Genomic DNA, 20,661 nt, shown 5'->3' with positions numbered 1-20,661 from the left:
GGGGCAATGGGACGCTATATCTGCAAACGATTGCTGTTGATTATTCCTACCTTATTTTTGATCTTGTTGATTAATTTTATTGTAGTACAAATTGCACCTGGCGGTCCTGTTGAACAAGCCATTCAGCAAGCTGAATCTTTTCGCCCACCGGGCGCCGCATTACAAGCCAGTGAACATTCTTCTTTGGGTGCAGAGAGTCGCTATCAAGGGACGCGTGGCTTAAGTCCTGAAATGGTCGAGAAAATCAAACAGCAATATGGTTTTGATCAACCCGCAACAACCCGCTTCTGGCTGATGCTCAAAGGGTATCTGCAGTTAGATTTAGGCAATAGCTTTTTCAAAGATAAAGCCGTGACGCAGTTGATTTGGGAGCGATTGCCTGTGACCCTATCACTTGGGCTGTGGAGCACCTTGCTAATTTACTTAGTTGCCATTCCACTGGGAATACAAAAAGCACGGCGTCATGGCAGTGCCTTTGATCAATTCAGTTCTTTATTTTTAGCAATTGGTTATGCTGTGCCTGCTTTTGTCTTTGCAATTCTGTGTATTGTATTATTTGCGGGCGGGTCATATTGGCAATGGTTTCCTTTACAAGGCTTAGTCTCCGATCATTTTGCTGAACTGAGTTTATTGGAACGGATTGGCGATTATTTTTGGCATATTACTTTACCTATTCTTAGTGTGGTTTTGGGTGGTTTTGCAGGGCTATGCTACCTCACCAAATATTCATTTTTAGAAGAACTCAATAAACCCTACGTTTTGGCGGCACGTGCCAAGGGTTTAAACGAACAGCAAGTTTTATATGGACAAGTATTTCGTAATGCTATGTTGGTGGTTATTGCCGGTTTGCCTGAAGCCTTGATTGGGATTTTCTTTGCTAGCAACTTGTTTATTGAGATTATTTTTAATCTGGACGGGCTGGGTTTATTGGGTTTTGAGGCGATACAGCAACGGGATTATCCTGTCATCTTTGGCACTTTATTTATTTATACCGTGCTGGGGCTGTTATTACGTTTAGTCAGTGACGTGATTTATCAGTGGATTGATCCACGCATTCATTTTGATGCGATTGGAGGGCGTTAATGTCACCTGTACTGCATGCGGCTTTGCAACGCTTTAAACGCAATCGCTTAGGGTTTTTCTGCACCATTATTTTTTTAATTATTTTTGTTTTATCTTTGGGTGCGGAATGGATCGCCAACGATAAGCCTTTAGTGGTGCGTTATCAGCAACAGTATTATTTTCCTGTGCTACAGCAGTACCCAGAAACACAGTTTGGCGGGGTTTTTGAAACAGAAGCAGATTATAAAGACCCCGTCGTACAGCAGTTGATTACAGCGCAAGGCTGGATGCTATGGCCCGTGATCCGCTATTCCTATCAAAGTCCCAATCTGGCATTGGATGGTGCGGTGCCTTCCGCACCGAGTCGCGAAAACTGGCTCGGTACAGATGACCAAGGGCGTGATGTCTTGACTCGGATCTTATACGGACTAAGAGTCTCGTTACTTTTTTCTTTGGCTTTGACCTTGAGCGCTGCCAGCTTGGGCGTTTTAGTCGGTGCGATACAAGGTTATTTCGGTGGCTGGGTCGATCTGCTGGGGCAACGTATTTTGGAAGTCTGGGGTGGGTTGCCGAGCTTATTTGTGGTCATGATCGTGGTGAGCATGTTTAGTCCCAATATCTATTGGTTATTTTTGATTATGTTGTTTTTTGGCTGGCCGGCTTTGGTGGGGTTGGTACGTGCCGAGTTCTTAAAAAGTCGCCAGTTAGACTATGTCAAAGCAGCACAGCTATTGGGCGTTGGGCATTGGCGTATGATTTGGCGTCATATTTTACCCAATGCCTTGACCTCAAGTTTGTCACAAATTCCTTTGATGTTAACTGCTAATGTCACGGCACTTACCGCACTCGACTATTTGGGCTATGGTCTGCCACCCGATGCGGCATCTTTGGGCGAGTTGTTATTGCAAGCGAAAAATAATTTAGATGCACCGTGGCTGGCTATCGCCAGTTTTGTCAGCTTGGCACTGGTGTTGTCATTGCTAATTTATATGGGTGAGGCGATTCGTGATGCATTCGATCCAAGACGACAATAACAGCGCAGCGACAGCAGGACCTATCTTAAGCATTACACAGTTGCAGATAGCTCTTGCTGCACAGCCTAAGCAAATCTTATTGCAATCGCTTTCCTTACAGTTACATGCCGGTGAAACCTTGGCTATTGTGGGCGAAAGTGGTTCGGCAAAGTCCCTAACCGCATTGGCCATTTTGGGTTTATTGCCACCAACTTTATCTTGTCAAGGGCGAATCGACTATCGCGGGAAAAATCTGCTGACAGCTTCTGATCGGGCATTATTGGCATTACGTGGTCGAAAAATTGCCTTAATTTTACAAGAACCCATGACGGCATTAAATGCCTTACATCGGGTCGAAAAGATTTTAGCGCAGTCTTGGGCGCTGGCGGGTTATGCCAAAGCATCTTGGCGACAACGCAGTCTGGATATTCTGCATGAGGTGGGCATTGAGGATGCGGAACAAAAATTACGCTGCTATCCATTTGAGCTCTCTGGTGGGCAGCGGCAACGATTAATGATCGCTGCTGCCATTGCACTGGCACCGGATATTTTAATTGCCGATGAACCGACGACGGCATTGGATGTGAGTTTACAACAACAGATTCTCGAGCTATTACAACGCTTGCAACAGCAACGCGGTATGGCAATCATCCTGATTAGTCATGATTTGAATTTAATACGCCGTTATGCGCAACAGGTGGTGGTGTTAAAAAAAGGTCAGGTCATGGAGCAGGGCAGTGTTAGCGATATTTTTCAGCATGCACAGAGTGATTATACTCAGCAGTTATTGCATGCCGATTTTGGTCAAGCCCAGCCATATTTAGCGCATGCAGAAACGTTATTGTGCGTGAATGCTTTGCAAGTTGATTATCAGCTCAAATCGGGGTGGTTGCAGCAGCACAAACAGCAGTTTACCGCACTGCATGCACTGAATTTTCAGTTGCCTGTGGGCAGTTGTTTAGGTGTGGTGGGGGAAAGCGGCTCCGGCAAAACAACGCTAGCACAAGCATTGGTCCGATTGCTGCCGAGCCAAGGGCAAATGGTATTTTTAGGGCAAGATCTTAATCTATTGTCTAACCAGAAGCTCAGTCCGATACGTCGGAAAATGCAAATGGTTTTTCAAGACCCTTTTGCGAGCTTAAACCCGCGTATGCGCGTGTACGATATTATTGCAGAAGGGCTGTGCTGTTTACAGCTTGCCCGCAGCTTGGTGCAAGAAAAAGTATTACAAGCATTATCTGCGGTAGATTTGGCGGCATCTTTTGCCGAGCGTTATCCGCATCAACTGTCTGGTGGGCAGCGGCAAAGGGTGGCGTTGGCGCGTGCCATTATTTTACGACCGCAATTGTTGATTTTAGATGAACCGACCTCTGCTTTAGATCGTGTTACGCAAATTGCTATTTTGGCATTACTGCGCAGGCTGCAACAACAATATCAGATGAGCTATATTTTTATTAGCCATGATTTACAGCAAGTTCAAGCCATTTGCCAGCAGGTTCTGGTACTCAAACAGGGACAAGTGGTGGAATATGGTCGAACAGCGCAAGTTTTCCAACAACCGCAGCATCACTACACCCAGCAATTGTTGGCGGCTCACCAACTCAGTCAATCGACGTCTTAAAACCAAGATTTTGATTGTATTGATGATTTAACCTATGAGTGAATGATCATGTTCGACAGAATACACGCACGTCAAGCCGTGTTGAACGACAGCGTACATGACATAGCATAGGGGGCATTGACGTGCTATGTTAATTGCTTCTTCATGAGCGTTGAGAAGCTAGATGTCTGAGATTGCTGAGCCTTTTGTAATAAGGCATACCCGATTTAAAAACCGCTTGATTAAAGCCGCCATGAGTGAGGCGCTGTCGAATCATGCTGGGCAAGTGAACGATGGCTTAATCACTTTGTATCGGCGCTGGGCTGAAGGCGGTGTTGGCTGTGCGATTACAGGCAATGTCATGGTTGACCAACGTGCTAAAAATGAACCCGGCGTGTTGGTGATTGAAAATGATCATGACTTGCTCCAATTAAGGCGTTGGGCAGAGGTAGGGCGGCAGCATCAGATGGTGCAGTTGGTACAGCTTTCTCATCCTGGGCGCCAATGTCCCAAAGGCTTAAATCGTGAAACAGTGGCGCCATCGGCGATTGGCTTTAGTGCGGCATTATCAACCACTTTTGCCCAGCCGCGTGCATTGACTGAACAAGAAATTTTAGAGATTATCCAGCGCTTTGCCAATGCTGCCCGCGTTTGTCAACAAGCTGGTTTTGAGGGAGTGCAACTGCATGGTGCACATGGTTATTTGATCAGTCAGTTCCTATCGCCTTTGACCAACCAGCGTCAAGACCGTTGGGGTGGTTCGATTGAAAATCGTATGCGTTTTTTATTGGAAATTTACCATGCCGTGCGCGCAGCCACGTCAGATGATTTTATTGTAGCAGTGAAATTGAACTCGGCAGATTTTCAGCGCGGAGGCATCAGTGAAGCTGAAGTGGTCACAGTGTTTCAGGCTATTGATGCTGCGGGGATTGATCTGATTGAAATTTCTGGTGGGAGCTATGAAGCACCGGTGATGGCAGGCGCAAAGGCAGAACGTCGCACGGTCAGTCAAATTAGTCGTGAAGCCTATTTCTTGGCTTTTGCTGAAAAAATTCGTCAGCAGGTCAATTGCCCCTTAATGGTCACGGGTGGTTTTCGTACAGTACAAGCCATGAATGCTGCTTTACGTAGTGGTGCTTGTGATTTTATTGGTATGGCACGTCCCTTTGCAGTTGAGCTTGATCTAGGGCAGAGAGTATTACAAGGTCATGATGTGCGTTATGCCGTAAAGCCGATAAAAACAGGTTTGAAAGTCATTGATAGGATGGCAATCATGGAAATCATTTGGTATGCCGCGCAATTTAAAGCGATCGCCCAAGGCAAAGCACCGAATCCCAAGCAATCGGCATTGCTGATCTTTTTTAAATATGCCAAAAGTAATGTCAAAGCGATGCTCAAAGGGCAGTTAAATTCACGTCGCCGTTGATTATCGCACAGTCATAGCACTGCGAATATTCTCTCCAATAACCGCTTAAAAGAATAAAGACAGAACACCTCGCAATGGGCTGTTCTGTATGCTCTCTTGCGTAAGTCATAAAAATAGATTAAGGTAAATTGTCATGCAATATGCTGCAAGCACATGCAGCCGTTGCAGGCTCTATCAATAAAAAACATTTTCAATTTTGCCATCTACCGTGTCTTTGCCACGGTGTAGCGTTATAACATTAAATGAAAAAAAATCATGACATAAAGCGCAGCACAGTACGCCACATACAACAATAAGTTTGCGGAGATTGCTTTTAAAGCACACGCAATAGACAGAATAAGGAGCGCGTTGATGTTGGGAATTTCACTTTTTTTTATTGGTGCGGTATTGATCGTCAATGGTGTAGGGCTCACAGGGCGTATTCACGCCAAAGAGTCAGCACCTTTCAATCTCTTGGTTGGTTTATTAGCTCTTTTTATCAATCTTGTCGCGTTGTATCGGGCTACGGAGACCATGAGTTATTTTGCCGTGGCAGGCGGTTTATTATTTGCATTTACGTATTTATATCTTGCAGTCGTCCAGTGGTTTGGCCTAAAAGGTAGTGGGCTGGGCTGGTATTGTTTATTTGTTGCCATCAGTGCGCTGGTCTTTGCCGTGATGAGTAGCGATTATCGTTTGATTGCCATGTGGTTGGTGTGGGCAAGTTTATGGTTTCTCTTTTTTCTCAGTTTGGCGCTTGAAAAAGAGTTAAAATTCTTAGCCGCTTATACCATATTTGTTGGCATTGTCAGTTGTTGGCTGCCGGGGCTTATGCTTTTAACAGGCTATTGGTAAGTTCGGGTCTATGCATCCAACATCTGCTGAGTTGAGTCGGCATCTACTGCTCATAGGCGCAGTAGATGCATGGCTGCCCTGTGTAAACGTAAATCTTGAACGACGCATGCTAGCAATGATCTAGGGTGCTTTGGGGCTGGGCGTATGCACTGGCTTGCTGTGCTCATTTGTTTGAATTGCTAAGGCATCATAGGCTGAATGATACAGCATCATCATGGCATCAAAACGATGGCGATAGACATTGCCTGCATATAACAATTCAACACTTAAGCTATCGACTATCCCAAGATAGGCATCGATATACAGCCTTTGTTTGGCTTGAGGCAAATGATACTCTTGTAAAGCATGTTGCATGTACTGTCGAATTCGCTGGATATAATATTCATAATTTTGTTGGATTTTCTCAATAAAACAACTGGGTGGTGCATAGGCCATACGGATTAAAAAACGCGTACTGATATTCTGTTGGTAGCGACTTTGGAAGGCTTGGCAATAGGCTTCACCAGGTCCCAGTTGTGCATCTGTTGTTTCGAAACATTGCTGTACAAAAGTGCATTCCAGATACAGTGCATCCGCTAAAAGCTGTGCAAAAATAGCTTCTTTGCTGGCGAAATGGGTATAAATAGAAGCTTTGCGAATCCCAACATGTTCAGCAATGGCACGTAAAGACGCCGCATCATAACCATGTCGCACAAAGTGCTCAAAAGCCGCATCGATGAGACGTTGTTTGGCTGCAGTTCGCGGCGTGTAGACGTGCATAATAAAATCCTATTTAGCGATGAGCATGATTGATGGTGGCATATTTGGGAACACGCGCACCGAGGAAGACCAAGATTAAAATCACTGGACCAATTGCACCCAGTACAGTTAACCAATATAAAGTTCCCATTTCAACCAGTCGTCCTGCTATCGGCGTTGCAGTTGATGATAATAACATCGGAAAGGCACCGAGTAAGGCAGAACTCGCACCCAGCGCTTGGCGCTGTGATCCCATGGCAATTGCCATTAAGGTCGCTTCTAAAATACCCAGACCAAATAAGCCGAGACTAATACCTGCAACAATACCCAGCAGACCAAAAGACAGTAAATAAGCCCCGATGCAGACCGCACAACCGAGCATCATGATCAATGCACCGATCATGGCAAGGCGCGTGACGGCAATTTTTTTCACCCAGTAGGCTGAAGATGATGCGCCTAAAATTAAACTGACACTGGTCAAGCCAAAGACAAAACCAAATTGTTGTAGGCTAAGTTGAAAGTCAGTTTGGTAGACATAGGCAGAACCGCCGATGTAGGCAAATAAAAAGAAATATACCGCTGAAAGCGCGAGTAAATTAAAAGCAAAGACACGGTTCTTACAGATACTTAAATAGGTGTGGATCACCTCTTTACTGTTCAATTGGGTGCGTTGTGCTTTGGGGAGGCTTTCTTTGATGTTCATAACGCTATTGCAGAGGACTGCGGCGGCTAAGAGTGCCAACACCAACATGACACCTCGCCATCCGTAATGGGCGCCAATCATGCCGCCGATTGCCGGTGCCACAATGGGACCAAGTGCGACGATGGTATTGAGTAGGGCATAAAGTTGAGCTGCGGCAGCGCCGTCGAGCAGGTCACGTACCATACTCATGACCACAACGATTGCCATTGAAGCGCCAATCCCTTGTATGACGCGCGCTAAAATCAAACTGTCGAGACTATTGGCGCTAGCCGCCCAAAGTGCGGCAATCAGATAGGTGATTAAGCCCAATAATAGTGGGCGCCGACGACCTATGGCATCGGAGAGCGGACCAAAAATGAGCTGACCTAAGCCCATAAACATCAAGAAAACCGTTAAGGTCATTTGGGTTGCAGCATAACTGCTGTGTAGGTCTTTTGCCATATTGGGCATAGAAGCCAAGTACATATCTATTGCTGCGGGACCTAGGGCGACAATACTCGCCAAAGATAGGGTTATTTTGAAACCCACAGATTTGTTCATTTGCAAACAGTCCATAAACTAACTACCGATCGGTAGCTTTATAGGGTAAAAAAAAGCTCAATGCAAGATTTTTTTTCAACAAAGATTGTTGTAGCGAAGCACAATAAACAGCATAAAGCATTGTCTGTATGTGCTTATAGCGCAAGATTGGTAGCAGTTAGCCGACAGCAAATGAATTACATGGGGGCAATGTAGTCGTAGCGTTTTTAGATCTCTGATACAGCTGAGCTTGGCAAATCGCGCATGATGCGATTGAGGGAATGATGGGTGCTAAAAGCAATATAATCAGCTTAAATTGAGAAGGTGTTAAGCTGAGAAGAAGATGGCGACCCTACGGGGATTCGAACCCCGGTTACCGCCGTGAAAGGGCGATGTCCTAGGCCTCTAGACGATAGGGTCGTTTCGATGAAAAGCATTGCAAAACCATCTGAGAAGATGGCGACCCTACGGGGATTCGAACCCCGGTTACCGCCGTGAAAGGGCGATGTCCTAGGCCTCTAGACGATAGGGTCTTTGACATTGCAATTGCAAAATCATCTGAAAGTGGCGACCCTACGGGGATTCGAACCCCGGTTACCGCCGTGAAAGGGCGATGTCCTAGGCCTCTAGACGATAGGGTCACTTCAGAGGTGGGCGTATAATAGGTGTAATATAAAAAGCTGTCAAACTGTTTTTAGACGAATTACTGCAAAAAAGTTTTGAATGATTGAAATAAAAGCAAAATTGGCAATTCTGCTTATTTTTCATATAAAAATCATGCAAAACTATCAGCACAACAGTTTAATTTTTCTACTCAAGGGTAATAGCGCGAATGACTTGGGGATGTTGTAAATAACCAATAATCTCGTGGGGTTTATCGACAAAAGTGTGAATTGTCTGGTTTATGATCTGTGGTTGGAAATTAAAAGGGGCACGATCAAGGGGCTGAGTCGCAAAAAAATCTTCATCGGCACAGAAATTATACCAATCCCCCAATAGGCTGGTGGGGCGTGCTACACGCTGCTTGAAACTTTTTTTCATGGCTTGATAGGGCAAAGGCGAAGCCAAGGTAATCAAGCGCTGTACAGCAAACTGCGGATTTGCCCTGAGAAAATTATAGGCGATTACTGTGCCCAAAGAGTGTGCCACCACAATGGCAGGTTCGCTACTGTGTGCAAAACGCTGCTGTAAGCGTTGATGCACGGCTTGCATAAAGTGGTCATTGCAGAGGTAGAGATAACTTTCCGTGAGAAAGTGTTGTAATACTTTTAGATGCAGTTGTGGATGACGATTGAGTCTGATCATTAAGTCTTTATAAATCTCATCTTTAAAGCGCAATGAACGCCACCAGAGTTGGTGTTTGAGTGATGCTTTCTGCTGTGGGCGATAGATCGGGAGTAATGGAATCTGTGTTGTCGCTGCGCTACGGGTATAATAGTTGGCTAAGTTGGCACGTTGCCATAATTTGACCAAGGGTTGTGGCAGTTTTTTTTGTACTTCTGCCAAAGCCAACGCGCGTTGAGACTGATAGTGTGTGATCAGATCCCCATAAAAAGCCATTTCAATTTCAAAGTCTTCCGCATGATAACGGCTTTGGCTATGTTGTAGCCCTTGTTGAAAGATATCGCGCCAGTGTTGTTTTAAGCTGTGTGCTTGATGTTCTTGTTGGCTCATCCCATGAATAAATATTAAACGCATACTCTGACTAATATGAACTATTTATCAGGAGTATAAACAATTATCTGAAAGATAAACAAAAAGAGGCTGTCCCATTAACTCAATGGGGCGGCTTTTTGTTTAAGTCATCTTCATTTTCACCATATTCTTTTTTGATCCTTAAAATATTTTTATTATTCCTCTTTTTACTTCTAAAAGTAAAAATGCAGCCTTTTAAGCTGCCATTTTCATCATATTGTGTGCTAAAGCATGTAATCCAAACTCTAAATTCACTTTTCGCATCCCTCTAAGCGTGAATCTCTTAAAGCCTCGATTCGACTTTATATGTCCAAACACCGGTTCAACTTCTATACTTCGTCGCTTACGCTTTTCGATTCCTTCTTCACTTAGTAAGCGTTCATACATTAACGTCCTGTAATGCTCTAAATGATGGTTTCTCTCAATTCGTCTATTGCCCTGGCTCTTATGGCAGCTACTTCTAAGCGGGCATCCTTCGCATCGCTGTGCCTCATAAATACTGATATGTTGAATGAATCCACTACTGGTTTTTGTTTGTTTATCTTTGATCTTCGTCATATGTTGTCCCATTGGGCAAACATAATAGTCATCAATCGCGTTGTAATGTAGATATTGCTTATTTTTTAAATTCTGTTTGGCTTTTTTACCACGTTGTTGACGACGTTCTAAGTCAAAGGTGCTGTATTTGATATACGCTAATAACCCTTGCTGTTCTAAATATTGATAGTTTTCCTCACTACCATAACCTGCATCAGCGGTAATAACTTCAAGTTCTTGAAACTGTTCTTCGCCATAAAGTTCACGCATTTGCTCTAAATGGGGCTTTAATGTAGGAAAGTCATTACTATTTTGATGCACGCTATAATTAACAATTACCTGATTTTCAGTGCTTATTTGAACATTATAACCAGCCTTAAGTTGACCATTTTTCATATGGTCTTCCTTCATCCGCATGAAAGTTGCATCATGGTCAGTCTTGCTATACGAATTGCGCCCATCAAGGATCTTTTCTTTTTCTTCGTAGTCTATTAGTCGATTCTTAAAGTTTTTTTTTACCGCACCTAATTTCTTTTTAGTCGCTTGATCCGGTTGAATCGAATGTTCATTCAAACGATCATCTATCGCTTTTAAAACTTGATCTATCGTATGCGATGATATTTCTGTGATTTCAAGCTTACTCGGTTCTTGATCGCCAACTTCGATTTGGTGAGCATACTTCCATAGTTCATCTAGCTGTTTAAGCATCTTAGCTTTGTTGGTTTTAATTGCATTACCCCACACAAAGGTGTAGCGATTGGCTTGTGCCTCAAGTTTGGTGCCATCTGTGTAAATCTCTTTTAAAGTAATGACTCCTTCTTCAGCTAACATCAATACGATCTGTTTGAATATGTCTTTAAAGCATTGCTCTAACTTTGAATTTCTAAAGCGATTAATCGTATTGTGATCAATAATGGTCATATTGCTTAACCACATGAAATTAATATTTTCACGTAGAGCTTTTTCGATTTTACGAGAGGAATAGGTATTGGTCATATAAGCGTAGACCATGATTTTAAGCATGAGTAGTGGGTGATAACCTGGTCGACCAGATTCATCATACGCATTTACTAATGGGCTACTGTCAATTTGATCCAATACTTTATTCACTAAGCGAACAGGGTGTTTCTCAGGAATCAAGTCATCAAAGCTATGAGGAATTAAGTGAAGTTGGTTTTGGTGATATGTCTTTATAGCCATCTTAAATATCCTTTTTTAAGATGGCTTAATTATACAGCAAAAAGGCTGCCTTTTGAGACAGCCTCTTAAAGATGGTTTCCCAAATAATCACCATGACAGTGCGATTACGGCGTTTTATGACGATAGAAATAATAGTGGCTGAGGTAGCATGCCGCGATAAAGATTAAACAACCGATAAAACCCGGTAGCATCTCTGGATCGGCAGCCATACTAATGCCGGTAATAAAACAAAAGACAAAGCCTAGAATGGGCACCCAAGGAAAGAAGGGCGCAATAAATTTGAGTTGTTCTTTACGATATCCATCACGATACCATTGTCGTCTAAAATTAAAATGCGACCAACAAATGCTCATCCAGACGATGACCATGGTAAAGGCCGCGACACCGAGTAAGTTTTTAAAAATCGTTTCAGCGGCAAATTGTTCTGACAGTAAACCAGGCACAGCACCAAACATGGTTACAATAATCGCAATGAAGGGAATGCCTGAGCGGCTGAGTTTAGAAAAGACTTGCGGCAATTGCTGTTTAATCGACAATGCATACATCATGCGAGATGCCGCATAGAGTCCTGAGTTGGCAGCAGAGAGCAATGCGGTAATAATCACGAAGCGGATTATATCATCGGCATGGGGAATTCCGACATAAGCAAATACGGTCACAAATGGGCTATTGCTGACGCCATGTGAGGCATTGAGTCCTGCCTCTTGGTATGGCAACAAGGCACTAATCACCACAATGGTTCCCACAAAGAAGATCAGTAGACGCCAGATCGCAGCATTGATGGCTTTGGGAACATTGCGTGCTGGGTCTTGTGTTTCGCCTGCGGCAACACCGATCAATTCTGTACCAGAGAAGGCAAAATTGACAATGAGCATGGTGGTGAAAATTGGCCACGCGCCTTTAGGGAACCAATCATCGTGAATAAAATTGTTAAATAACGGGGCAGATTCAGCACCATTAAAAGAGATCAAACCAAAGATGGCACACAGACCTATCACAATAAAAGCAATAACGGTCAAGACTTTGACCAAGGAGAGCCAAAATTCAGATTCGGCAAATAAGCGTGTAGAGCTAATATTGAGTATAAACACCGTTGCCGCGAAAATCAGTGTCCACAGCCAAACAGACACTTGTGGAAACCATTCCTGCATGAGTAAAGCGGCTGCGGTAAACTCAGTGCCCAGTGTTGCCGTCCAAGTTAACCAGTATAGCCAAGTGACCATATAACCCGTTCCGGGACCGATGAACTTGGTGGCGTAACTCCCGAAAGAACCGGAAACGGGCATGTGTACCGCCAGTTCACCGAGGCAGAGCATCACCATATAGGCAATTAAACCACCTAAAATATAAGCCAGAATGGCACCGATGGGACCGGTTGCTGCGATCACTTCACCGGAGCCTAAAAATAAGCCAGTTCCGATCGCACCGCCCAAAGACAGCATGACCAAATGACGTGTGCTCATTGCACGCTTTAAACCGGTTTTTTGTGCTGTACTCTGGGTTGCAGCATCATTTTGCGAATCTGATGGGCACATAATCTGACACGTTTAAGACCATGGAAGGGGGTTATTGTATGCAAAAAAATATTCAGTGCAATGTAATAAAGCTGTAACTTGAAAATGAATGTTCTAGTTGTTTGTTTGATCGCAATTTCATGGTAAAAGGTGCGATTTACAAGGCTTTTCACTGCAATTTTGATATTCAACTAAGGATGCCACATTGCTGTGTTGAGCCACACATTGTAGTGCGCGATCATTTGCGCATAGTGCTGCGGGGTTGGGTGACGATGATGCGAGGCAAGGATATGATTTAAGGATCAATATCAACGTACAGCCTTGCAGCTTGCCACAAGGCTGTACGGATTTGAGCGCAGCTTGAATTTAAGCTTTGTTGTGATAGAGCAAATAGTAACTGGCATAGCAGCCAGCCATAAAAATTAAACAACCGATAAAGCCAGACAGCATACTAGGATCCGCAGCCATACTCAGCGCAGTGACTGCACAACAGAGAAAGCCTAAAATCGGTACCAAGGGATAGCAAGGCGTTTTAAATTTTAAATCAGTCAAGCTGTGACCATTGGCAAGCCATTGACGTCTAAAGTTAAATTGACTCCAACAAATGCTCATCCAGACGATGACCATGGTGAAAGCAGCAACACCTAACAGATTTTTAAAAATAAGATCCGCACCAAATTGTTCCGATAATAAACCCGGCAGACCACCGATCATGGTCACCAGAATGGCAATAACTGGGGTGCCACGACTGCTTAATTTTGAGAAAATTTTCGGCAGTTGTTTTTGAATGGACAGTGCCCACATCATACGCGAAGCTGCGTATAAACCTGAGTTGGCGGTAGACAGCAGTGCGGTAATAATAACAAAACGCATGATGTCTTCGGCATAAGGAATACCAATATACTGAAAGACAGTTACAAAGGGACTATTACTTAAACCAGCTCCATGACCTGCATCACCGACTAGCCCAGCATGTTGATAGGGCAGTAAGGCACTAATCACAATGATGGTCCCGACAAAGAAGATCATTAGACGCCATATTGCAGCATGAATGGCTTTGGGGACGTTCTTTTCAGGGTTTTCGGTTTCACCTGCCGCAATGCCAATCATTTCGGTCCCATTAAAGGCAAAATTGACAATGAGCATGGTGGCAAAAAGTGGCCAAAGACCATTGGGCAACCAATCGTGGAAGTGCAGATTGCTAAATAAGGGGGCTTGGGTTGCGCCCTGAAAGGGAATTAAACCAAAAATTGCCGCAAGCCCTAACAAGATAAATAAAGCCACGGTCATGACTTTAATCATCGATAGCCAAAATTCAGATTCAGCAAAGAAGCGGGTGGAACTCAGGTTGGAGAACAGTACACCAACAATAAAAATAATGGTCCAAATCCAAACCGAAATCGAGGGGAACCATTCTTGCATGAGCAATGCTGCCGCAGTGAACTCTGTGCCCAAGGTTGCCGACCAACCCAGCCAATACATCCATGACACCATATAGCCTGTGCCCGGACCGATATTACGTGCAGCAAAGGCACCAAATGAACCGGTAACAGGTTGGTTAACTGCCAATTCACCCAAACAGAGCATCACCATATAAGCGATGAGACCACCAATGATATAGGCTATCACAGCGCCCATTGGCCCAGCTTTTGCGATCACTTCGCCAGAGCCTAAAAAAAGCCCGGTACCAATCGCACCGCCCAAAGACAACATAATCAAATGTCGTTTGGTCATACTCCGTTTCAGTGTGGTGCTATTGGTTGGGGTGTGGGGCGAAGGCGGTTTTGAATGCAGTGACATAAAATTAACAGGTTGATCTTAAAGCAATAGTTTAAATGAATCCGCATCGTTACACAAAAGCAATGCATCATCGAAAGCGGTACTTTTGTGTGCTGTTCGACAAAATAAGATTGCTTTTGATGGTTTCTATCTGCCCGACGGCATTGTGCTAGAAACAAATAAGATGAACGGGGCTATCTCTGCGCTATAAGCAAATGGCTAACATGATCAAGCAGATACGATGGCTGATCTTATTGATCTGCCACCAAATGTTCAATTAAGTGTGGAGAGAGTTTATTGAGGATAAAACAAAATAACTCTGCTGTTTTTTGCGTATCGTACAAGGCCGAATGCGCTTCTTTGCCATTAAACTCAATTCCCGCTTGTATACACGATTTGGCCAATACAGTTTGCCCAAACATGACCGCACTCAACGTAACCGTGTCAAAAACCGAGAAACTATGGAAGGGGTTTTGATTTTTGGTTGCAGTACGCAATACCGCGGCTTTTAAGAAACCGAGATCGAAATGTGCATTGTGCCCAACCAATACCGCATGAGTACAGCCTTGTTGACGGCGCACGTCATTGATGGCTTTGAAAATACGCTTCAGTGCGGTTTTTTCATCTTCAGCCATGGCCATGCGCAGCGGATTAGATGGATCAATTCCGGTAAAGTCCAAAGAGCGTCGATCTAAATGTGCGCCCTCAAAAGGATTAATATGTGCATGATATGCAGGACCGGGGATAAACTGTCCCTGTGCATCATAGAGTATTGGAATACAAGCAATCTCTAATAAGGCATCAGTTTCGGCATTAAAACCAGCTGTTTCTACATCAACCACGACTGGTAAAAAACCACGAAATCGCTGACCCATCACGGGTAGGTTGTCAGTTGTCACACTTTTCTCCAAGCAATCGTTTGCCCCGCGTATAAAGGAATAATCTGTTCACCATCCAAATAGTCCAGTGCAGTCGGAATGACCTGATCTTCCTTCACTAAGGTAATGCTATTTTCATTGCGTGGTAGACCATAAAAGTCAGCACCAAAATGACTAGCAAAGCCTTCAAGTCGTTCAATTTTTCCAACTTGATCAAAAGCTTGTGCATAAAGTTCAATGGCGGTCGGTGCGCTATAACAACCGGCACAACCACAGGCATTTTCTTTGGCATGACGTGCATGTGGTGCGCTGTCGGTACCCAAAAAGAATTTCGGATTACCACTGGTTGCTACTTCTAACAGGGTTTGTTGATGACTTTGGCGTTTTAAGATCGGTAAACAATAGAAGTGCGGTTTCACACCACCGACCAATAAATCGTTACGGTTAAACAGCAAATGCTGTGGCGTAATGGTTGCGGCAACATTCCGGTCATATTCCAATACAAAAGTTGCAGCTTCGCTGGTGGTGATATGTTCAAGGACCAGCTTCAGTTTGGGGAACTGACGTAATAATGGCGTTAAAACCTCATCGAGGAAACGCTTTTCACGATCAAAGATGTCGATATGCTGATGCGTGACTTCACCATGCAGCAATAATGGCACTTGATATTCTTCTAGCTGTTCAATCACGGCATAGACTTTACGAATATCACTGACACCGTTGTCGGAGTTGGTGGTTGCACCTGCTGGGTACAGCTTAATGGCATTGACATAGTCTGAAGCATGAATTTTTGCGACTTCATCCGGCGAGGTTTGATCGGTAAAGTACAAGACCATCCGTGGATCAAAGTGCAGACCTTGAGGCACATGTGCCAAAATTCGCTCACGATAAGCCAATGCTTCGTCAACGGTTTTTACTGGCGGGACTAAATTGGGCATACAAATTGCGCGCGCAAATTGTTTGGCTAAATCGGGTACAGTGCGCTTTAGAGCGGAACCATCACGAAGATGTGCATGCCAATCATCTGGCTGGAGCAGGGTAATCGTTTCCAAGGCTTTTCAAACTAAAAATAAAATAGATGATAATCGATATACGCATAAAAAGGTAACTCACAGGGATAATTCGCTTAAAAATATACCGCGATAAGTTACGGATAGCACTAGATATTACTTACAAAACCGACGTTTGCACAGGCTGTGAAGAACAGCAGCTTGTGTTTGTCATCTGAGCAAATACATAGCGCTTGCTATTGAAGAAACGAGCATGGTCTGAGTTAAATTTGATGAATATCTAAATAATTATCTTATAACTAGAAATAACTATATAACTATAGTTAAAATATGAACCAATTCATATTTTTAAATATTTTAGTAGTCTAAGCCGAATTAGGCTGAGATGGAACACAATGAGAATAGCGAGTAATTGAAATTGATGACCAAGGGGAAATCTATCTATCAACTGATGATGAGCGTATTGTTGCTCAGCATATGTGGTTTGCTACAGGCACAGCCCAATTCACCAAGCCCAGTTGCCAGCAAGCCCACAGTAGCCGTTTCTTGGGGAATAGATCAACTCAATCAAGCACAATGGGATGCCAGTTTGGGACGGGGGCAATTCCCGGCCTACGCACGCGCACAAGTTATGTTGAATACCCAGCATGCTTCACCCGGTGCGATTGATGCTATGAGTGGGAAAAATTTTTTAAAAGCGCTTTCCGCATATCAACAGATGAATGCTTTGAATATTAGTGGGACTTTGGATCGTGAGACCTGGGAACATTTAGTGGCAAGACAACAGCAGGATGCATTTCAGTACTATACGATTCAGGCCGAAGACTTAAAAGGTCCGTATGTCAATAGTATTCCGCGGGATTACGCATTGCAGGCAAAAATGCAAGGTCTGCACTATACCCGTGTCTCAGAGATGTTGGCAGAGAAGTTTCATATGGATGAAAACTTTTTAAAGCAGATCAATCCCAAAGCCAATTTTTCCAAGGTTGGAGAGCGTATTGTAGTCAGCAATGTTCGCAATGAACTGCCTACAGACATTACTTTGATTGTGGCGCATAAAGGTGCGCGGCAACTGTATATGTTTAATGCGCAAAATCAAATGGTAGCATCTTTTCCTGCCAGTATTGGTGCGAGCAATACGCCATCGCCCAAGGGCACGCATACCATTACCAAAGTGGTCAAAAATCCATTTTATGGTTATTCACCTAAAAACTTTGTTCAAGGGAAAAATAATAAACCGTTGACTTTACCACCGGGTCCAAATGGTCCAGTCGGTAATATTTGGATTGCATTGAGCAAACCCAGTTTTGGCATTCACGGTACAGCAAATCCAAGTCTGATTTCTAAAACGGCATCGCATGGTTGTATTCGCCTCACCAATTGGGATGCCAATGATCTTGGGCGTAAGGTCAGTGCGGGGACGGTGGTCAAGTTTGTAGACTAGCCAAAGAAAATTGAGTTTATAGCGTGTGCGCATACAATATACAGCCCCCCAGCCGTTGCTCATCAACGCTGGGGGGCTGTGTATTACATCAATGTTTTACCATATGACTGTTTTACCACATGACGTTTTATCACATGGCTGTTTTACAGCAAAGCTATTCGGGCTGCGCGATTGCCAAGTCAAAATAAAGTAAATGGCTATGCGTTTGGGCTAAAATAGCAGTGGCTTGATCAATCTGTATAGCATCGCCTTGGCTTAACCGCTGCTGATTGACAATGACTTCACCATCAATAACATGCAAATAGCCTTTTTGCCCAGTGAGTGGCAATGCCAACTGTTGCTGCTGTTGCAGATAGGCAGTTTCGATCCGTACCTGTTGATGGATATGCATCGGTGCTTGTTGATCATTTGCTGCAATTTGCTGCCATTGATTGGGCGTTTCCTTGGCATCTAGTCGAATCTGTTGATAATGCGGTTGTAGATTGAGTTGGTCGGGTTGTATCCATATTTGAAATAGATGTACTGCTTCTGGACCTTGGTTAACCTCACTGTGACGAATACCTGTACCTGCTCGCATGAGTTGCCATTCGCCGGCAGTAATGTGTGTTTGGTTGCCCATACTGTCTTGATGGGTCAAGGTACCAGAAATAACATAAGTCAAAATTTCCATGTCCTTGTGTGGGTGGGTGGCAAAACCACGTTGGGGTGCAATAATATCTTCATTAATCACCCGTAGTGCGCCGACACCCATAAGGTCTGGATCATACCATTGACCAAAGGAAAAACTATGATGTGTTTTTAGCCAGCCATGATCGATATAGCCGCGCGCTTCACTGCGATGGATAGTTGTTTTCATCGTGGACTCACTTCAATGTTGCTCATTGAGGTCTATCTTACGCAGGGCATTATTGGAACAAAATATTGTAAGTATGATGTAGTGTTCTATTTATAAGACATGGTGCTTTCATGACCAGTCTGGTCAAGTTGCACTGGAATAGTACATGATGAACTTATTTATGGCATTCAGCAGCGTGCTGTGTGGCGGTGCGTATGATCAGTTTGTGGGGATGAGTGCTATACATGGTGATTCAAATAACGGCATGATGCTGTTAAAATACTAAAATTTCATCAATATAAATAATAGCTTAGATTATAAGTTAGTTTCTAAATGCGCTTCTAGAAGAACTTCTCGAATAGGTACTTGGCATAACAATTGCTATAAAACCTATGAGTCAAAGATGGCTCTAATAAAATTTGTAAGACAAGCAACCGAGTTTGTTCTGATCGACTCTACAAGGTCCTCATCTGCTTTGTAGAGATCCCAACACCTTCAGCGCTGAATAAGGTGATGTCTACAAATGCCAATCATCATAAAACAACAAAAATAACTTTTCTTACTGTTAGCCGTGTCGTCATGAGAGCCTTCCTAATGTGTTGGCTCTCTTTTTTAGGGCTGGCACAATTTTAGTTGGACATGGTCATTTTAGTTAGACATTGTCATTTTAGTTGGACGTGGTCGTTAAACTTTAGCAACGCACATACACTGAATAACTATAGGTTCGTCGGATTAAATGAGGTAAATTTCACATAAATTTATTGTTCATTCTGAGATATTTATTCATGTTTAGCAAAAAAAAATTAACATTATGTGTGCTGACACTCGGCATTGCTCTGAGCGCTTGTCAGGATCATCAGAAGTCAACGGACTCAAAAGATCATCAAGAAGTCAAAGTCGACAATGCTCTCGATATTTCTTTAGATAGTACGCAAATGATGGCGCATCTTAAGGCCTTTGAACAGATTGCGACTCAGCATCAGGGCAACCGTGCGGTGGGAAGCTCTGGTGGTATTGCCAGTGGTGACTACATTTTAGCTTATGCGAAGCAACTGGGTTATGCGACTCAAGTACAAAGTTTTAAAAATCACCAGCAGTTAACCGGTCGTAATATTATTGTGACCATTCCAGGAACATTAAAAGAACCGCAACTGCTAATAGGTGCGCACTATGATTCTGTAAAAATGGGACCTGGAATAAATGATAATGCATCTGGTGTAGCATTATTATTGGAACTGATGCGGAGTTTGGCTAGCAGTAAACAACCATTGCAGCATACGATTTATTTGGCTTTTTGGGATTCTGAAGAAGAAGGTATTGCTGGATCACGCGATTATGTTGCCAAGTTAAGTCCCGAACAATTACAGCAGATCAAAGCATATATTAATGTTGATATGGTGGGTACCAAAGATCCAGAGATTCTTATTGCAGATGGTGATCGTTCATCTATCGATGAGATGGAAAAAATGTTGCGCGAGCGCGGAATGACTGAAAATGACTTTAAACCGATCATTGAGGGATTACGCAGTATTCCTGTCCATGCAAAGGATGCCGCATTGGAAAATAGTTTGCAGCAGTTCTTTAAAGATAAAAATCTAAAAATCAAAGAGGACGTTTCTATTTTAACTGCCAGCGATACTGCGGCATTTTTAGGGAAAGTTCCCGTGACCGGACTGGTTTTATTTAATGAAAAACTGCAAGGTGATGAGTTAGAGTTTGCACCATGCTATCACAAGGCTTGTGACACACTAGAGCTGATCGATCCAGAGTCAATGAAATTGGCAGGTGAGGCATTAATGCATTTATTAAGAAGCTTAGATGCCCAATAATATAAAATCATCCATAGCATCACAGACTCGCCCACAGCACCTTAT

At 43.5% G+C, this 20,661-nt stretch carries 16 protein-coding genes and 3 tRNA genes; 7 read left to right on the top strand and 12 right to left on the bottom strand.

What is annotated here, in order from left to right; all coding sequences use genetic code 11:
• Positions 1 to 6: 6 nt before the first annotated feature.
• From BFG52_RS11325 to BFG52_RS11305, 5 genes are all read left to right on the top strand, one after another.
• A complete protein-coding gene (locus tag BFG52_RS11325; protein WP_067556191.1) occupies positions 7 to 1,083 on the top strand; it encodes a microcin C ABC transporter permease YejB in 1,077 nt (358 codons plus the stop codon).
• On the top strand, positions 1,083 to 2,096 hold the full coding sequence (locus BFG52_RS11320; RefSeq protein WP_067556188.1) for an ABC transporter permease: 1,014 nt from the start codon (positions 1,083 to 1,085) through the stop codon (positions 2,094 to 2,096). Before BFG52_RS11325 ends, BFG52_RS11320 begins: the two co-directional genes overlap by 1 nt.
• Entirely contained in the window at positions 2,071 to 3,696 is a 1,626-nt protein-coding gene (locus tag BFG52_RS11315; protein WP_067556185.1) for a dipeptide ABC transporter ATP-binding protein, read from the top strand. Before BFG52_RS11320 ends, BFG52_RS11315 begins: the two co-directional genes overlap by 26 nt.
• Before the next feature lie 163 nt (positions 3,697 to 3,859).
• Complete coding sequence (locus tag BFG52_RS11310) at positions 3,860 to 5,101, top strand: NADH:flavin oxidoreductase/NADH oxidase family protein (RefSeq protein ID WP_067556182.1); 1,242 nt, start codon at positions 3,860 to 3,862, stop codon at positions 5,099 to 5,101.
• Between the two features lie 351 nt (positions 5,102 to 5,452).
• A complete protein-coding gene (locus tag BFG52_RS11305) occupies positions 5,453 to 5,935 on the top strand; it encodes an AmiS/UreI family transporter (protein ID WP_067556179.1) in 483 nt (160 codons plus the stop codon).
• Positions 5,936 to 6,055: 120 nt separating this feature from the next.
• Here the strand turns inward: BFG52_RS11305 and BFG52_RS11300 are convergent, their stop codons facing one another.
• The 11 genes from BFG52_RS11300 to pyrC all read right to left on the bottom strand — a co-directional run bounded on the left by BFG52_RS11300 (position 6,056) and on the right by pyrC (position 16,550).
• Positions 6,056 to 6,694 (bottom strand): TetR/AcrR family transcriptional regulator, encoded by a 639-nt coding sequence (locus BFG52_RS11300; RefSeq protein ID WP_067556176.1) that lies wholly within the window; start codon positions 6,692 to 6,694, stop codon positions 6,056 to 6,058.
• 13 nt (positions 6,695 to 6,707) lie between these two features.
• Positions 6,708 to 7,916: a multidrug effflux MFS transporter gene (locus BFG52_RS11295; RefSeq protein ID WP_081408693.1), complete on the bottom strand. Its 1,209-nt coding sequence runs from the start codon at positions 7,914 to 7,916 to the stop codon at positions 6,708 to 6,710.
• A 323-nt stretch (positions 7,917 to 8,239) separates the two neighbouring features.
• Positions 8,240 to 8,315 (bottom strand) — tRNA-Glu (locus BFG52_RS11290).
• A 37-nt stretch (positions 8,316 to 8,352) separates the two neighbouring features.
• Positions 8,353 to 8,428: transfer RNA gene (locus tag BFG52_RS11285), tRNA-Glu, on the bottom strand.
• A gap of 32 nt (positions 8,429 to 8,460) precedes the next feature.
• A tRNA-Glu gene (locus BFG52_RS11280) sits at positions 8,461 to 8,536 on the bottom strand.
• A gap of 169 nt (positions 8,537 to 8,705) precedes the next feature.
• Positions 8,706 to 9,593 (bottom strand): lipase family protein, encoded by an 888-nt coding sequence (locus BFG52_RS11275; RefSeq protein WP_067556170.1) that lies wholly within the window; start codon positions 9,591 to 9,593, stop codon positions 8,706 to 8,708.
• A 192-nt stretch (positions 9,594 to 9,785) separates the two neighbouring features.
• Positions 9,786 to 11,327, bottom strand: a complete 1,542-nt coding sequence (locus tag BFG52_RS11270; RefSeq protein ID WP_067552400.1) for an IS1182 family transposase — start codon at positions 11,325 to 11,327, stop codon at positions 9,786 to 9,788.
• A gap of 104 nt (positions 11,328 to 11,431) precedes the next feature.
• On the bottom strand, positions 11,432 to 12,862 hold the full coding sequence (locus BFG52_RS11265; RefSeq protein WP_067556167.1) for an amino acid permease: 1,431 nt from the start codon (positions 12,860 to 12,862) through the stop codon (positions 11,432 to 11,434).
• Between the two features lie 345 nt (positions 12,863 to 13,207).
• A complete protein-coding gene (locus BFG52_RS11260; protein WP_067556164.1) occupies positions 13,208 to 14,641 on the bottom strand; it encodes an amino acid permease in 1,434 nt (477 codons plus the stop codon).
• 230 nt (positions 14,642 to 14,871) lie between these two features.
• Complete coding sequence (gene rnt / locus BFG52_RS11255; protein WP_067556161.1) at positions 14,872 to 15,531, bottom strand: ribonuclease T; 660 nt, start codon at positions 15,529 to 15,531, stop codon at positions 14,872 to 14,874.
• Positions 15,516 to 16,550, bottom strand: coding sequence for a dihydroorotase (pyrC, locus tag BFG52_RS11250; protein WP_067556158.1), 1,035 nt, complete (start codon positions 16,548 to 16,550; stop codon positions 15,516 to 15,518). The genes rnt and pyrC overlap by 16 nt, the downstream gene beginning before the upstream one ends.
• A gap of 409 nt (positions 16,551 to 16,959) precedes the next feature.
• On the opposite strand from pyrC, the gene BFG52_RS11245 reads away from it, so the two are divergent.
• Positions 16,960 to 17,952 carry a L,D-transpeptidase family protein gene (locus tag BFG52_RS11245; protein WP_228703841.1) on the top strand — a complete coding sequence of 331 codons (993 nt, stop codon included), beginning with the start codon at positions 16,960 to 16,962 and terminating at the stop codon, positions 17,950 to 17,952.
• A 154-nt stretch (positions 17,953 to 18,106) separates the two neighbouring features.
• Here the strand turns inward: BFG52_RS11245 and BFG52_RS11240 are convergent, their stop codons facing one another.
• Positions 18,107 to 18,808, bottom strand: a complete 702-nt coding sequence (locus tag BFG52_RS11240; RefSeq protein ID WP_067556155.1) for a pirin family protein — start codon at positions 18,806 to 18,808, stop codon at positions 18,107 to 18,109.
• Between the two features lie 764 nt (positions 18,809 to 19,572).
• On the opposite strand from BFG52_RS11240, the gene BFG52_RS11235 reads away from it, so the two are divergent.
• Entirely contained in the window at positions 19,573 to 20,616 is a 1,044-nt protein-coding gene (locus BFG52_RS11235; protein WP_067556152.1) for a M20/M25/M40 family metallo-hydrolase, read from the top strand.
• The last annotated feature ends 45 nt before the right edge of the window (positions 20,617 to 20,661 follow it).

This window comes from Acinetobacter larvae, assembly GCF_001704115.1.
Taxonomy (GTDB): Bacteria; Pseudomonadota; Gammaproteobacteria; order Pseudomonadales; family Moraxellaceae; genus Acinetobacter; species Acinetobacter larvae.
The sequence above is the reverse complement of the archived record's forward strand: the minus strand, read 5'-3'. Positions and strand labels throughout refer to the sequence as shown.

Bases quoted from the DNA above. Each gene is read 5' to 3' on its own strand.
- BFG52_RS11325 (WP_067556191.1), top strand. From the start codon at position 7: ATGGGACGCTATATCTGCAAACGATTGCTGTTGATTATTCCTACCTTA.
- BFG52_RS11320 (WP_067556188.1), top strand. From the start codon at position 1,083: ATGTCACCTGTACTGCATGCGGCTTTGCAACGCTTTAAACGCAATCGC.
- BFG52_RS11315 (WP_067556185.1), top strand. From the start codon at position 2,071: ATGCATTCGATCCAAGACGACAATAACAGCGCAGCGACAGCAGGACCT.
- BFG52_RS11310 (WP_067556182.1), top strand. From the start codon at position 3,860: ATGTCTGAGATTGCTGAGCCTTTTGTAATAAGGCATACCCGATTTAAA.
- BFG52_RS11305 (WP_067556179.1), top strand. From the start codon at position 5,453: ATGTTGGGAATTTCACTTTTTTTTATTGGTGCGGTATTGATCGTCAAT.
- BFG52_RS11300 (WP_067556176.1), bottom strand. From the start codon at position 6,694: ATGCACGTCTACACGCCGCGAACTGCAGCCAAACAACGTCTCATCGAT.
- BFG52_RS11295 (WP_081408693.1), bottom strand. From the start codon at position 7,916: ATGAACAAATCTGTGGGTTTCAAAATAACCCTATCTTTGGCGAGTATT.
- BFG52_RS11275 (WP_067556170.1), bottom strand. From the start codon at position 9,593: ATGCGTTTAATATTTATTCATGGGATGAGCCAACAAGAACATCAAGCA.
- BFG52_RS11270 (WP_067552400.1), bottom strand. From the start codon at position 11,327: ATGGCTATAAAGACATATCACCAAAACCAACTTCACTTAATTCCTCAT.
- BFG52_RS11265 (WP_067556167.1), bottom strand. From the start codon at position 12,862: ATGTGCCCATCAGATTCGCAAAATGATGCTGCAACCCAGAGTACAGCA.
- BFG52_RS11260 (WP_067556164.1), bottom strand. From the start codon at position 14,641: ATGTCACTGCATTCAAAACCGCCTTCGCCCCACACCCCAACCAATAGC.
- BFG52_RS11245 (WP_228703841.1), top strand. From the start codon at position 16,960: ATGATGAGCGTATTGTTGCTCAGCATATGTGGTTTGCTACAGGCACAG.
- BFG52_RS11240 (WP_067556155.1), bottom strand. From the start codon at position 18,808: ATGAAAACAACTATCCATCGCAGTGAAGCGCGCGGCTATATCGATCAT.
- BFG52_RS11235 (WP_067556152.1), top strand. From the start codon at position 19,573: ATGTTTAGCAAAAAAAAATTAACATTATGTGTGCTGACACTCGGCATT.